The sequence below is a fragment of the Streptococcus anginosus genome (assembly GCF_001697145.1).
Taxonomy (GTDB): domain Bacteria; phylum Bacillota; class Bacilli; order Lactobacillales; family Streptococcaceae; genus Streptococcus; species Streptococcus hominis.
In genome coordinates this window covers 611,410-625,209 of sequence record NZ_CP012719.1, presented here as the reverse complement: position 1 = coordinate 625,209, position 13,800 = coordinate 611,410, and the positions used below count along the sequence as shown (strand labels likewise).

The window sequence follows — 13,800 nt, the reverse complement described above, 5'->3', positions numbered from 1 at the left end:
GAAAAAACAGTGGAAAAACGAACCCTTTTAAAATTTCGAGTTCTTTCCCACTTCTCCTTTAATAAAACTCATCTGGTAAAATCGTTTCTCCTAGTGTACTGCTGCCCTTGTAATCCACTGGTACATCAATGATAACCGGTCCACTTTCCTTTAGGGCTTTTTGCAGCAGCTGTGTCAATTCTGCTGGAGAGGTTGCTCGGAATCCTTTCGCACCAAAACTCTCTGCATATTTAACGAAATCAACAGCTCCAAAGTCCACTCCAGATGAACGTCCATATTTCATTTCTTCTTGGAATTCTACCATATTATAATGACCGTCATTCCAAATAAGATGAACTATTGGCAATTGCAGTCGAACCGCTGTCTCTAGCTCCTGAGCCGAAAAGAGGAAGCCACCGTCGCCAGACACAGAAATGATCTTTGTGTTGGGACGAACCAAGGCTGCTGAGATTGCCCAGGGTAATGCCACTCCTAACGTTTGCATCCCATTTGAAAAAAGCAGATGCCTTGGTTCATAGCTCTTGAAATAACGTGCCATCCAAATATAATGCGTACCCACATCTACTGTAACTGTCATATCATCTGTCGTATTTTCCTGCAAGACTTCGACGATATCCAGCGGGTGTAGTCGTCCTGTTTCAGTTTGGCTGCGGTCAAATTTCACATCACCGTCCATTTTATCTCGCAAAACTTGCAGATATTCCCGCGACCCTTCTGGTAATTGATAACCGTTGATCGCGGGCAGCAATAAATCCAAAGTATTTGCAATATCTCCAATCAGCTCACGCTCCGGTTGGAAGTAAGTATCAATCTCTGCTGGCTCTACATCAATCACGATGACGCGGGCAGAAATTTCCGCATTCCAGTTGCGTGCTTCATACTCAATCGGATCATAGCCGATAGCGATGACTAGATCAGATTTTTTCAAGAGCATATCACCTGGTTGATTACGAAACAGTCCGACACGTCCAAAGAACGTAGCTTCTTCCAATTCACGAGACACAATCCCAGCCCCTTGGAATGTTTCCACAACAGGCAACTGTACTTGCTCCAACAACTGACGAATAGAAGCTGTCACTTTAGCACTTGAAGCGCCATTTCCCAAGAGCAGAACCGGCAACACAGCGTTTTTAATCGCTTGCGCTAGGTAGTTGATGTCAGCCACTGAGCTAGAACCCAACTGCGGATCCGTCAGCGGTTTAATTGCTTTTACTTGCACCTGACTATCCACCACATCCTGCGGAATAGAAATGAAACTTGCCCCCGGCATTCCTGACTTGGCATGACGATAAGCATTGGCAATAATTTCTGAAAGAGTATTGCCATCTTGCACTTCGACAGAATACTTGGTAATCGGCTTAAACAGCGCAGCATTATCCATGGACTGATGTGCACGTTTGAGAAGATCAGCTCGTTTGACCTGACCGGCTAAAGCTAGTACAGGATCCCCTTCTGCGGTCGCAGTAACCAATCCCGTTGCTAAGTTTGAAGCACCTGGTCCACTGGTTGCAATCACGACACCTGGCTCTCCTGTAATCCGCCCAATTCCTTGCGCCATAAAAGCAGCATTTTGTTCATGACGAGCCACGATCAGTTGTGGACCTTTGTCCTCTAAGGTATCAAACACACGGTCAATCTTTGCACCCGGAATCCCAAACACATAATCCACTTTATGATTAATTAAACTATCTACAATTAGATCAGCACCAAATTTTTCAGTCATTTTCTTCGTCCTTCCTGAATATCACGCTCATCATTATATCATAATTCCCATGCGTCTTATAGGATTGTGCTTGTTACTCTTTTTACAAACTATCGTACAATTCCTGCATCTCCATATCATCTGGAACCAAGTGAAGATAATACTCTGCTTGGTGTTTTGCTTCTTCAAAATCCCCCATTTCACGAAGTAGATAAATATACTGCTCTAAAAATTCTGGATTTTCCTTTAAATCCGAGAGCAACAGACGATAGCGCTCCAAAGCTGCTGTTGTCTGTTCCAAAGCCTGATAGGCACGCGCAATATTCCACTTAGTCAGTACATTGTCTATGTCTTGCTCCTCAAATTTCAAAACTTCATCAAAACGCTCTTGCTCTAAGTAAAGATTAGACAAACGCAATGCAATTTCTTCCAAGTCTTCCGCATTATCTTTTGCTTTCAAAAGATAATCTTCTGCCTTTTGCTCATCATGAAGTTCATAAGAAAGCTGCGAAGCTAGCAACAAAAGACGTGTATCAAATGGATTTTTCGACAATCCCTGCTGCGTGAGGCGCAATGCATCTTCTGTCTGATGTTCTGCATGAAGCGACAAAGCATAACCATACTCATAACCTTCAAATTCCGGCGAAATCGCATCAATTTGCTTAAAGTATAGATTAGCTTTTTGATATTCTTTCTGGTCATATAAAATAGTCGCTAATTCAAAGGCTACAGCATCATCGTATTCAATCTCTAAAGCTTTTTCTAAAAACTCAATCGCTACTTCAAATTTCCCCAAACTTGCATAGGAAACGCCAATCCGCTGATAAGTAGAAACACCCGTCTGCTCATAAATCAGGCGATTGTCTAAACTAGCATACTCTTTAATAGCCTGATTCAAGTTTCCCAATTCAAAATCTATTTCAGCCAAGCCAAAAGTCACTAACGGCTCGTCAGACAATTGCTTTGCCTCGGCTAATTTTTCTCTTGCAACGTCCGGCAACCCTTCCATTTGGTACAAATCGGCTTTGACCAAGAGTGCTGTCACATACCAGTCACTATCAGAAGTAATTTCTTCCAGATAGGCAAAGGCCTCTTCCACTTGTCCATCTTCACTAGCAATCTGTGCTAAACTAATATAGGATTCTGGATAGTGGGGAGCTAAGTTTTCATAAATTTGCTTAGCTTGAGGGAAAAAGCCGATACTTTCTAAGTAGTCGGCTAATTCAAGTAATTCTTCTTCTGTATCATTTGTTAGAGCTCTTTCAAAATATTTATTGGCATGTGCCAAATTCTGCTTTTGCAAAGAAGCAATCATTTTCTCACTGTTGTTCAATTTCTTCTCCTGTTTCATCTACTAATTCTTCTTCGTACAAACCGCTAACTTTTTTATACCATTTAAAAATAGCAGCAATCACAACTTTTGCAGACGCATAAACGGGAATTCCCAGCAAAACGCCCCAGATACCAAACATAGAACCAGCTGTCAAGAGGACAAAAAGAACATTGATCGGATGAATGTTCAATTGGCTACCGAGAATTAATGGCGACACAAATCGCCCTTCAATCGTTTGCTCTACAATAAAGACAACAATGACTTTCAAGAGCATAATTGGTCCAGCAATCAAACCTAAGACAAGAGCCGGTAACATCGCGAGAAAACTTCCTAAGTAGGGAACCAAATTTAAAATCCCTGCAGTTACTCCAAGCGTCACTGCATAACGAAGTCCTATTATCTTAAAGAAAAGGATAAACATAATCGCTACAATGATAGCAACAGTCACCTGACCACGAACATAATTAGCAAGCTGTGTATTGACGTCTGTCAAAATTTGCCCAACAGGTTCACGAAACTTAGTTGGCATGAATTTTGTCAAATAAGATTTCAAATTTTTCCCATCTCGTAAAAGGTAAAAAAGGATAAAAGGCATGATAATAATGGCTACAATCACTTGCGAAGCTGTACTAATTAATGTACTAACCCAGTTCACAGCTTTAGATGAGAAATTACTCGCCCAAGCTGTCACTTGATCTGAAAAATTATTCGCAATTTCTTCCAATTGAGGTTTGACATCATCAGAAATACGATTTTCCAAAAAATCTTGAATAATTTTATTTGATTTTTTCAAATTGGCTGGTAAATTCTTGACAAAGCTGACTATCTGATGCTGCAAACTTGGAATTGCCACAGCCAATCCCCAAATCAAAAGCAATGCAATCAAAATAAAAACAATCGTAATCGCAACTAAACGATTGACTTTATGTTTTTCCATCCAATCCACAATCGGATTTAATAAATAATACAAAAGTCCTGCTAAAATAACTGGCAGCATAATAACCCCAATAAATTCTAAAACAGGAATGAAAATGAAACTAATTTTGTTTAATACAAAAATATTCAACCCCAACAATAAGGTCACCAAAAAAACAGTAATTGCTTTATTGTCTAAAAACCACCGAAAAAACCATGATAGGCTGAAATCCTTCTTTTTGTGTTCCATACAGACATCCTTTTCTTTATTTATCTCATTGTAGCATTTTTCACTAAAAAATTCTTGAAGAAAGGGTAGTCCTTTATGAATTTCCTTCTTACGCTCGAGTCAAACACAAAAAGCGGTCATCCATTCAATTCATGAACGGATTCCCACTTTTAACTTTCTTTATCTGAGAAAAAAATTGTAAACCGCATTCGTTTGTCATCAACAGCTTCAAAGAGATAGTGCAAATGATGATTTTCCAAAATCTGTTGCACGATAAAGAGTCCCAGACCTGTTCCACCATCTTTGCGGTTACGACTGTAATCCGGACGATAAAATGGCTGAAATATTTGCTGGATTTGCTGTTCATCCAACACATGTTCCGCATCATTTTCAATGATTAACCGATTGTCTTTAATCATTAAAAGAATCTCTCCACCGGCTAATGTATAATGGAAAGCATTATCTAGTAAATTTTTAATAGCTTTCAGCAAATAAGTCTTGTTGCCATGCACTTGAAGCTCTTCTAACTGTACAGTAAATTGATAGCCTTTCACATCAGCTAACATCTTATAGCTGCTCAAGTTTTCCTCCAAGAGCTGATTAAGTGAAAATTCTTCCTCTTCCGCTTCTATCCGCATTTCAATTTTAGAAATTGCCAAGATAGACTGTACAAGTTTTGATTGCTCTTCCAAAATTTCACGACATTTATGTAGGTATTTATCTTTATCTTTGAAGTCACCAACACCATAAATCATACCATCCACAATTCCCATCATGCTGGTAATCGGCGTTTTCAGCTCATGAGAAGTCATCCGTAGAAATTCTGCTTTCTCCCGTTCACTTTCAGCAACCTTCTCATTTTCCAATCGCAGCGCTTCAATACTTGTCAAAAGATTATTATACAGACTGTTAATATCTTGAGCGAGTGTGGAAATTTCATCCCGCCCTTTGACAGGACAAGCCACATCTGGAGAAAGAGTTGCCATTTTTCGCGTGCTCTCTGAAATATCTGTAATGCGTTTGGTTGCAAATCGACTATAAAGAAAAGCCACTATACCACCTAACGTTAACGAAAAGAATAAGATATAAGGATAAAGACTTAACAACACGTAAGTAGCATCCGATATTGGTTGGAGCGAATATTCCCCACGTAAGGTCAATGTGGTCCCTTCTGCCGTTCTTATCTTCTTGCTCATACTTTTAGTTTGATTATTCAAACTCATGTCAGAAGGTAAAATTGTTAATTGGAATTCTCCCTTTTCATTAGCTAAATCAATATGTGGATAAATAAGTTTTCCTTTCGCATCTAATATACTAAACCAGACGCGTGTATTCTTTCGATTGTAGTCACTTAAAAGCTTTCCTATATCATCTGACGGTTTTCCTTGAACTTGCTGAGCAATCTGAAAGAACTCACTTTTAGCTTCTCGATGCTTGACTTGCTCATAATAAACAGGCATCACAAAATAGAGTGTTGTTAAAACCGTTGTCACGACAATAAAAATTATTGTTCCTGTCAAAAGAAAATGCTTTTTAGCAATTCTCACTCTTCTTCTCCTCCAAGTTGATAACCCATACCAGTAATCGTTTTAAGAGGTATTCCAGGAATTTTTTTCCGAATATTTTTTACATGGTTATCCAAAACACGACTATCCAGTTCGCTATAACCCCAAATTGTATTCATTAATTGATCCCGCGTCACCAAATGATTTTTTCTTTTAGCTAAAGCTTGGATAATTTCATATTCTTTTTTAGTAGGAGACATTTTCTCTTCTTGCCAATAAACTGTACAATCGTCAATTGAAACACGTAAGTCTCCAATGACAATCTCTGATTCTGTCACAGTACTCCGGAAAATATTTTCAATGCGTTTCATCAAAATAAGTGGCGAAAATGGTTTGGTAACATAATCACTGATAAGGTGATTAAAGCTGACCAGCTGAGTATATTCATCATCTAGTGCAGTTAACATCATAACTGGTACCTGCGACGTCTTTCGGATTTCCTTCAACACATCCAGACCGCTCATAGAGGGCAACATAACGTCCAAAATGATGAGGTCAAACGATTTTTCCTCAAATTCACGTAGGGCTTCTGCCCCGTCAAAAACTGGTGTCACCTCATAATGATTTTCTTTCAAAAATTCACAAATCACTTGATTAATCGTAGTGTCATCTTCTACTACTAAAATCTTATGCATTTCTTACTCCTTAAAATATAGATATAAAATTAAATGACTGCTAATCAATGTAAAGATTACTTTTATTATACAACAAAATAGTGAACTTACAAAGATTGAACCGTGATGCAGGATAAAAACTTTCTTCCCAAAAAACTAAACATTTTTCAGAAGTCAAACAGACAACCTTGATTGTTAGCGCCACCACCCGCAAATCTATTTTCATTGTATCAAAGTCATCTGTTCCCATCCTATCTCGAATCTATTTTTTATCTATTTTTTCATCATAAAACTGACAGCGGCTTTCATTTGTGAAAACCATTTCATCTATTTTTGTGTTATAATAAAAGTATCAAATATTTCGAGGTGAATGATGACACAAACAGTTTATTTTGGAACTTATACACGTCGTAGCTCAGAAGGAATTTACAAAGCTGATTTTGATACTAGCACAGGAGAACTGGCAAATTTAACACTTATTGCAAAAGAGCCAAATCCTACTTATTTAGCTTTTGACAAGCAACAGAACCTGTATTCTGTCGGAACTGAACACGGTGAGGGAGGCATTGCAGCCTTTAATAAAGCGGGACAGTTACTCAATCACGTTGTGGCCGAAGGTGCTCCTCTATGCTATGTGAGTGTAGATGAAGCAAGAAGCCTTGTCTACGGGGCAAACTACCATAAAGGACAAGTATTAGTTTATAGACGACAAGAAAATGGTAGCCTTAAATTAGTTGATTCTGATGTTCATATCGGCTACGGTCCTCATGAAAACCAAGCTGCTGCTCATGTGCATTTTGCAGATTTAACACCCGATAAGTATCTGGTTACGTGTGATTTAGGAACTGATGAAGTTGTGACATATGAAATTAGTGATTATGGACACCTAAATCGATTAGAAACTTATCATGCGACATCTGGCGCTGGTCCACGTCATATTGTGTTCCACCCTCACTACAAAATTGCTTATCTTATTTGTGAATTAAACTCTACTATTGAAGTTTTAATTTACGATGGAGATGGTCAATTTGAACGCCTGCAAACCATCTCCACTTTACCAGAAGACTTTTCAGAATTTAATGGAACAGCTGCTATTCGCCTATCTGCTGACGGTCGCTTCCTTTATGGCTCCAACCGCGGACATAATTCAATCGCTGTTTACAAAGTAGCAGGAGATGGAACACTTGAACTTGTAGAATTCGTACCAACTAATGGAAAAAATCCACGTGATTTTAATATTACACCAGATCAACAGTATATTATCGCAGCCCATCAAGACTCAGACAATGCGACTGTCTTCAAACGTGACCCAGAAACAGGAAAATTAACAGAATTATCACATGATTTCTTTGTTCCAGAAGGTGTTTGTGTTGCTTTTACTCATTAATCTCTTCTTAAGAGACTAATCCCAATCGCCTATGGTTGGGATTTTTTGTTGTCTTATATGTCATCTTCCCAGATTCTATTCGTTTGCAAGTAATTGTATTAGGGAGCACGACCGTCTTGCTTTAGTCGCCAATTTTATACCGAACATCACGATACTGACGAAAAGAACATAATAAAAAGAGGCAAGGGAATGTGTACTGACCCCGAAAAGTTAGACAATTAATTTATCCAAAGGATTTAGTTCTGTATTGCACAGGGCTAAGTCCTTTTAGTTTTACCTTAATCCGTTTGTTGTTGTAATAATCAATATAGTCTACAATAGCTTGTTCCAATTGCTCAAGTGAGTGAAACGTCTTCTCATAACCATAAAACATCTCAGACTTAAGAATACCAAAGAAGGACTCCATCATACCGTTATCTGGACTGTTTCCTTTACGTGACATGGACGGTTGGATTCCTTTATCCTCTAAAAAACGATGATAATACTGATGTTGATACTGCCATCCTTGATCACTATGAAGAATGGTATTCTCGTAATGTTCCTCTGTGAAGGCTTGTTCTAGCATATCTTTCACTTGTATCAAATTCGGTGACGTAGAAAGATTATAGGCGATATTAAAGCCATCTAAGATTGGCGATAAGTAGAGCTTTTGACTGCTTGCTGGAATGGCAAACTCTGTCACATCTGTGTAGCACTTTTTCATTGGTTTGGATGCTTCAAACTGGCGTTGAATAAGGTTATCTGCTTTCTTGCCAACTTCTCCTTGATAGGAAGAATACTTACGTTTACGACGAATTCGAGCACTTAAACCAAGAGCCTTCATCAGACGTTGGACCTTTTTATGGTTCACTACAAAACCACGATTCCTTAATTCGAGTGTTATTCGGCGATAACCATAATTTCCTTTATGCTCAGTAAAAATAGCTTGAATTTCAGCTTTAATATCATGATTTTTATCGCTTTTATCTAGTTGCTTTAGCTGGTAATAATAGGTTGAACGAGCTAGCTTAATAATCTTTAGAAGAATCTCTAAGGCAAACTCTGTCACTAATCCTTGAACAATTTCTGCTTTTCTTCTTGATCCTTTTCGTCCCTCAATCGGAGTTCTCTCAACTTTTTTAGAATGGCATTCTCCGCTCTTAAATAGTCTAATTCTTCCTGAAGTCGCTCTAGCTCTGTCATCTCTTCGGGTTTCTTCTTTGGTTTACGTCCCATTTTAGGCGGTCTCCCTCTTGTTTTCTCAACAATAATATACCCGTTTTTCTTATATTGTGCTATCCAATTAGGCAACATTCCAACACTTGGAAGAGCATAATCTAGAGAGACCCTTATTTGTGAACGACCTTCAAGTAGAACTTCATCAATGATCTCTTGTTTTAGTTCAGGTGAATAGTAACAATTCTTTCCTTTTTTGACGATTTCCATTCCATAACGATCAATCAATTTAATCATGTACTGAAGATTGGTAATTTTTATCCCAAATATATTTGAAAGCTCTTTGAAGCTGCGCCCTTGTTTTCTAAGTTCATAGATCTGAACTTTATCTTTATAAGTTAATTTCATAATAAAAACACCCCAAAAGTTAGATTTTTTTCTGTCTAACTTTTGGGGTCCAGTTCAATGAAACCTTGTCTCTTTATTGTTTTAATTTAAAATCGGATATTTTCTCGCGTTTTTTCATACGATGTAACAAAACGATTGGTTACACCAGGTTCTACTACATCCAATGCTTGCGAGATCTCCTCAAACGATGCTTGATAATCAAAGTCATTTTCAAAAATCTCTAGTGCACGGTTGAAGGCAGTTTGAACTCCTTCATCAAATGAACGATAGCGATTTGAATATTGTAACAACTGCTCTGTCAAAGTGGCATTTTCAACAATCCGGTAAGTCTCATTTTCCAGTTCATTCATATCATTTGTCAAAATCTCTAACATACGATTTACTGATTCAATATTGACACGATACTGTTCCAATTCTGCTACTAAAGCTTCTGTGTTATCACTTGCAGTAAAGAAAGTGGTCAGGAAGCTCCGTGGAATACCCGGCAAATTGCGTTTTTCCATATAACGCTTAATCGTATGCAATTTGTTGATATAAATGTTAACTTTTTGTCGAGCATTGGCATCATCTTTTTCAATTTTAGCCAATTTTTCACTCAACACTAACTGCTCATCTTCAATTTCTTTCACACGTTTTTGAATGGTTTCAAGATTTTCTTGAAGAACAGAATAAGCTTGTTTTCTTTCTGAAGAATCTTCAATCGCTTCTAAAACAACATCATCTAAGCTAGAAAGTTCACTTTGAAGTCGACGAACATGATTCGTATCGCTTTCTGTCAAGAGATACAATTTTGAAAGGCGGGCAATCTCTGTCAAAAGATTTTGATTGTTTTCTTTTGTATGACCTAAATAACCTGGTAAACTATTAACTAATTTGACAACTACTTTATGTGACTTGATTTCACGATTAAACATGTCATATAAAGCATCCATTTCTTCTTGGATTTGCGTATTTTCATATTGTGCATTGTCCAATTCTAAACTGGCAATGTTTTCACTGTTGCGTTTCAAACTAGTATGCAGCTGTTGGAAGCGAGATTCAATATCAGTTTCAATAAAATGATAACCAGATTCTAGCAATTTGCGATGACCAGACTCCAAATCTTCCAACTGTTCTGGTAACTTTTGATCTAATTCTGATACAAGCTCTGGGATTTTTTCAACAATATGCGTTAAAGCAAGGATGTGATCTTCTGTTTTATCCAAAATTTCCGCTGCTTCAACAGGATCGCCTGATGAGTTTAAAGTTACAAATTGAGAGAATTCAGATTGAATTTTTTCTAATTGCTTTTCGATCTCAGGAAGCGCTGAGCCATAACTTTCTGTATCATTTGCCACAGACACTTGCAACTTTTCAAATAAATCCAAAGCATGCAAGACACGACCGCTATTTTTAGACTCTTGCTTTTCTAATTCAGCAAGTGCATTGCGAATAGCAGTAATATCTTCTTCAATCAAGTCAATTTGGCTCTCAATTTTATCAATACCATGCTTTGCTTTTAGAAACCGAAACGAATTATTGTAACCTTCCGTTTCAAAGAGGTTATTTTCGATGTCTGCAAAAGAATTTAAAGAAAGGTCAACCCATTTTTGATTCCATTCACGAAAAGCCACTTGACTTTGTCCAATCAAATGCATGTTTTTAACCGCTTCGACTTCATCGTTTACAGGAAGATTATAAAGTTCTTCTTTGCGATCTTCTAACTTAGCAAGCAAGGCATCATTTCTTTTTCTTAATAAGACAGCAGTTATGTAAGCAACAATCAAGAGAACTGCTATCACTATAATTAGTACGATTAGTCCGTTAGACATGTAAAACTCCTTCAAAATATTACTTGAAAATAATCATGATTATTATATCATAATTTTCTTGGTAAATGTGAATTTTTTCAGATTTTTTTAAACGTCCAATGTACTATATACGGCGTTCTCTTCGATAAATTCACGACGAGGTTCTACACGGTCACCCATTAGCATATCAAAAATCTTGTCCGCTTCTGCTGCATCATCGACTGAGACACGCGCCATTAAGCGATGTTCTGGGTTCATCGTTGTTTCCCAAAGTTGGTGGTCGTCCATTTCTCCCAAGCCTTTGTAACGTTGAATACTTGGTTTAGAACGCCCTTCAGAATAACGCTCCAATGCCAACTGTAGCTCTTCTTCTTGATTGGCTCCGGGCTGGATGTATTCTTTCACTTCACTGCCGACTTTCACACCATAAATAGGCGGTTGAGCAATATAGACATAACCTGCTTCCAAAACAGGCTTCATATAACGATAAATCAACGTCAAAAGAAGGGTTCGGATATGCGCACCATCAACATCGGCATCGGTCATAATGACTAATTTTTGATAACGAGCTTTGCTCACATCAAAATCCGCTCCAAAGCCTGTTCCCATTGCGGTAAAGAGACTACGAATTTCTTCATTGGCTAAAATTTTATCCATGCTAGCTTTTTCAACATTTAAAATCTTACCGCGAATTGGCAAAATAGCCTGAAACTCCCGATTTCGACCAGACTTGGCTGAACCACCAGCTGAATCTCCTTCCACGATAAACAATTCTGTTTCGTGTGGATCATTAGAGGAGCAATCTGCCAATTTACCTGGTAAGTTTGAAATTTCAAGACCTGATTTCTTGCGAGTCACTTCACGTGCACGCTTGGCTGCAATCCGAGCCTTGGACGCCAAAATTCCCTTTTCTACTATCTTCTTAGCAACCGCAGGATTTTCCAAAAGGAAATCTGAGAAAGCTTCGCTAAAGAGACGATTAGTAATTTTAACAACTTCACTATTTCCAAGTTTCGTCTTTGTTTGTCCTTCAAACTGTGGGTTAGGATGTTTTACAGAGATAACAGCTGTTAATCCTTCACGGACATCTTCACCAGTCAGGTTGTCTTCATTTTCTTTCAGAAGCTTATTTTTCTTGGCATAGTCATTGATGACACGTGTGAGCGCTGTACGAAAACCTTGTTCATGCGTCCCACCTTCATGAGTGTGGATATTATTTGCAAAACTCATGACAGTTTCGTGATAGCCTGTTGTATACTGCATAGCTACTTCAACAGTAATATCATCCATTTCTCCGTCTGTATAAATCGGATTTTCAAAGATAACATCTTTATTTTCATTGATATACTGGACGTAGCTAGCAATCCCACCCTCATAATGGTAATCTTTTGTTTGCTCCAAACCTTCCCGTTTATCGGTAATAGAAATTCGCAGGCCACGATTCAAAAATGCTAGTTCTTGCACCCGTTTATTTAATTTTTCAAAATCAAATTCAACCGTTTCTGTGAAGATTTCTGGGTCTGGTGTAAAATGAACAGTTGTTCCTGTGCGATCAGTCTCGCCGATAATCTCCAGATCCGCTACGACGTGCCCGCGACGGTATTCTTGAAAATGAATCTGACCGTTCTTGTAAACCCGAACATCAAGTTGAGTAGAAAGAGCATTAACCACGGAAGATCCGACACCATGCAATCCTCCAGATACCTTGTACCCGCCACCGCCGAATTTTCCTCCAGCATGAAGAATGGTAAAGACAGTTTCTACCGCAGGACGACCTGTTTTTTCTTGAATATCTACAGGGATTCCACGACCGTCATCAACAACGGTAATCGAATTGTCTTTCTCAATAAATACTTGAATATGTGTTGCAAAACCAGCTAGCGCCTCATCAATTGAGTTATCTACAATTTCCCAAACAAGATGATGCAGTCCTTCTTTTGAAGTTGAGCCAATATACATCCCTGGACGCATTCGGACAGCTTCCAAACCTTCTAAAACCTGAATTTGACTGGCATCATAATCTTGTGCTTGCAGTTCTTTATTTTCTTCTGACATACGATTCCTTTTCTATATTTTTATAAATTTCTTGAGATTTTCCATATCATCAAAGAGATAAGTTGCAAAGCCAGCTGATTGACCCGCTTCTGTGTCAATTGAACGATCTCCGATGACTAACCCATTCTCAATCTGATACTTATCTTTTAAATAAAGCATTGACTCAGGATTTGGCTTTCTCTTAAAACCACGATTAGAAGTCACCACTTCTGTAAAGTAGCCTGAAATCCCTGTTTTATCAAGAATCTCTAAAACCTGATCATTCCGATGAGAAATCAGAAAATTACGCCCTCCTTGTGCAACGATATTCTTGAGCAAATCTGCAGCACCTTCAAATAATACTGGATGAGCTAACTCTCTTGCTTCATTCACTTTATAAGTTTGTAAAAATGCAGGAATGTTGGGCGCAAATTGAGCAACTGCATAGGGAGTGGAAATCTTCAGCGCTTTATAAACATCATCATGATTAGCTTGAATCCCAAAACCAGCTAACGTTTCTACAAATGCAGCCGTTGACGTCTCGTAATTATTGAGGAGAGTCCCTCCTAAATCCCAAATATAATCTTGATAATCCATACTTTTTATTATAACATATTTTTGTAAAAAATTGCTGTTAAAACAGATAGGAAAGCCTATTTTAGACATGA

Annotated in this window: 10 protein-coding genes; 1 reads left to right on the top strand and 9 read right to left on the bottom strand. The window is 38.1% G+C overall.

The annotated features are described in order from the left end of the window. Positions 1-58: 58 nt before the first annotated feature. The 5 genes from alsS to SanJ4206_RS03065 form a co-directional block, all read right to left on the bottom strand. The gene (gene alsS / locus SanJ4206_RS03085; protein WP_003028036.1) at positions 59-1,723 is read right to left on the bottom strand and encodes an acetolactate synthase AlsS; all 1,665 of its coding nucleotides are present in this window, start codon (positions 1,721-1,723) and stop codon (positions 59-61) included. A gap of 82 nt (positions 1,724-1,805) precedes the next feature. Next, the gene (locus SanJ4206_RS03080) at positions 1,806-3,035 is read right to left on the bottom strand and encodes a tetratricopeptide repeat protein (protein ID WP_037582577.1); all 1,230 of its coding nucleotides are present in this window, start codon (positions 3,033-3,035) and stop codon (positions 1,806-1,808) included. Further along, the gene (locus SanJ4206_RS03075) at positions 3,022-4,200 is read right to left on the bottom strand and encodes an AI-2E family transporter (RefSeq protein ID WP_003028033.1); all 1,179 of its coding nucleotides are present in this window, start codon (positions 4,198-4,200) and stop codon (positions 3,022-3,024) included. Before SanJ4206_RS03075 ends, SanJ4206_RS03080 begins: the two co-directional genes overlap by 14 nt. 149 nt (positions 4,201-4,349) lie before the next feature. Then, positions 4,350-5,726 carry a sensor histidine kinase gene (locus SanJ4206_RS03070; protein WP_003028032.1) on the bottom strand — a complete coding sequence of 459 codons (1,377 nt, stop codon included), beginning with the start codon at positions 5,724-5,726 and terminating at the stop codon, positions 4,350-4,352. Beyond that, on the bottom strand, positions 5,723-6,379 hold the full coding sequence (locus SanJ4206_RS03065; protein WP_003028031.1) for a response regulator transcription factor: 657 nt from the start codon (positions 6,377-6,379) through the stop codon (positions 5,723-5,725). The genes SanJ4206_RS03070 and SanJ4206_RS03065 overlap by 4 nt, the downstream gene beginning before the upstream one ends. A gap of 352 nt (positions 6,380-6,731) precedes the next feature. Here SanJ4206_RS03065 and SanJ4206_RS03055 point away from each other — a divergent pair, with 352 nt between their 5' ends. Next, positions 6,732-7,745, top strand: a complete 1,014-nt coding sequence (locus SanJ4206_RS03055; protein ID WP_022525451.1) for a lactonase family protein — start codon at positions 6,732-6,734, stop codon at positions 7,743-7,745. A gap of 223 nt (positions 7,746-7,968) precedes the next feature. On the opposite strand, the gene SanJ4206_RS03050 is transcribed toward SanJ4206_RS03055, so the two are convergent. The 4 genes from SanJ4206_RS03050 to SanJ4206_RS03035 form a co-directional block, all read right to left on the bottom strand. After that, a protein-coding gene (locus SanJ4206_RS03050; RefSeq protein WP_115233514.1) for an IS3 family transposase occupies positions 7,969-9,308 on the bottom strand; the annotation gives its coding sequence in 2 pieces (ribosomal slippage) (positions 7,969-8,876 and positions 8,876-9,308; 1,341 coding nt in all). A gap of 86 nt (positions 9,309-9,394) precedes the next feature. Then, complete coding sequence (gene ezrA / locus SanJ4206_RS03045; protein ID WP_003028089.1) at positions 9,395-11,119, bottom strand: septation ring formation regulator EzrA; 1,725 nt, start codon at positions 11,117-11,119, stop codon at positions 9,395-9,397. Positions 11,120-11,206: 87 nt separating this feature from the next. After that, positions 11,207-13,153 (bottom strand): DNA topoisomerase (ATP-hydrolyzing) subunit B, encoded by a 1,947-nt coding sequence (gyrB, locus tag SanJ4206_RS03040; RefSeq protein WP_003025329.1) that lies wholly within the window; start codon positions 13,151-13,153, stop codon positions 11,207-11,209. Positions 13,154-13,165: 12 nt separating this feature from the next. Continuing rightward, on the bottom strand, positions 13,166-13,729 hold the full coding sequence (locus SanJ4206_RS03035; RefSeq protein WP_003039960.1) for an HAD-IA family hydrolase: 564 nt from the start codon (positions 13,727-13,729) through the stop codon (positions 13,166-13,168). Between the last annotated feature and the right edge of the window lie 71 nt (positions 13,730-13,800).

Excerpts from the sequence above, each read along its gene's own strand:
- gyrB (WP_003025329.1), bottom strand. The coding sequence starts at position 13,153 with ATGTCAGAAGAAAATAAAGAACTGCAAGCACAAGATTATGATGCCAGT.
- SanJ4206_RS03035 (WP_003039960.1), bottom strand. The coding sequence starts at position 13,729 with ATGGATTATCAAGATTATATTTGGGATTTAGGAGGGACTCTCCTCAAT.
- ezrA (WP_003028089.1), bottom strand. The coding sequence starts at position 11,119 with ATGTCTAACGGACTAATCGTACTAATTATAGTGATAGCAGTTCTCTTG.
- SanJ4206_RS03075 (WP_003028033.1), bottom strand. The coding sequence starts at position 4,200 with ATGGAACACAAAAAGAAGGATTTCAGCCTATCATGGTTTTTTCGGTGG.
- SanJ4206_RS03065 (WP_003028031.1), bottom strand. The coding sequence starts at position 6,379 with ATGCATAAGATTTTAGTAGTAGAAGATGACACTACGATTAATCAAGTG.
- alsS (WP_003028036.1), bottom strand. The coding sequence starts at position 1,723 with ATGACTGAAAAATTTGGTGCTGATCTAATTGTAGATAGTTTAATTAAT.
- SanJ4206_RS03055 (WP_022525451.1), top strand. The coding sequence starts at position 6,732 with ATGACACAAACAGTTTATTTTGGAACTTATACACGTCGTAGCTCAGAA.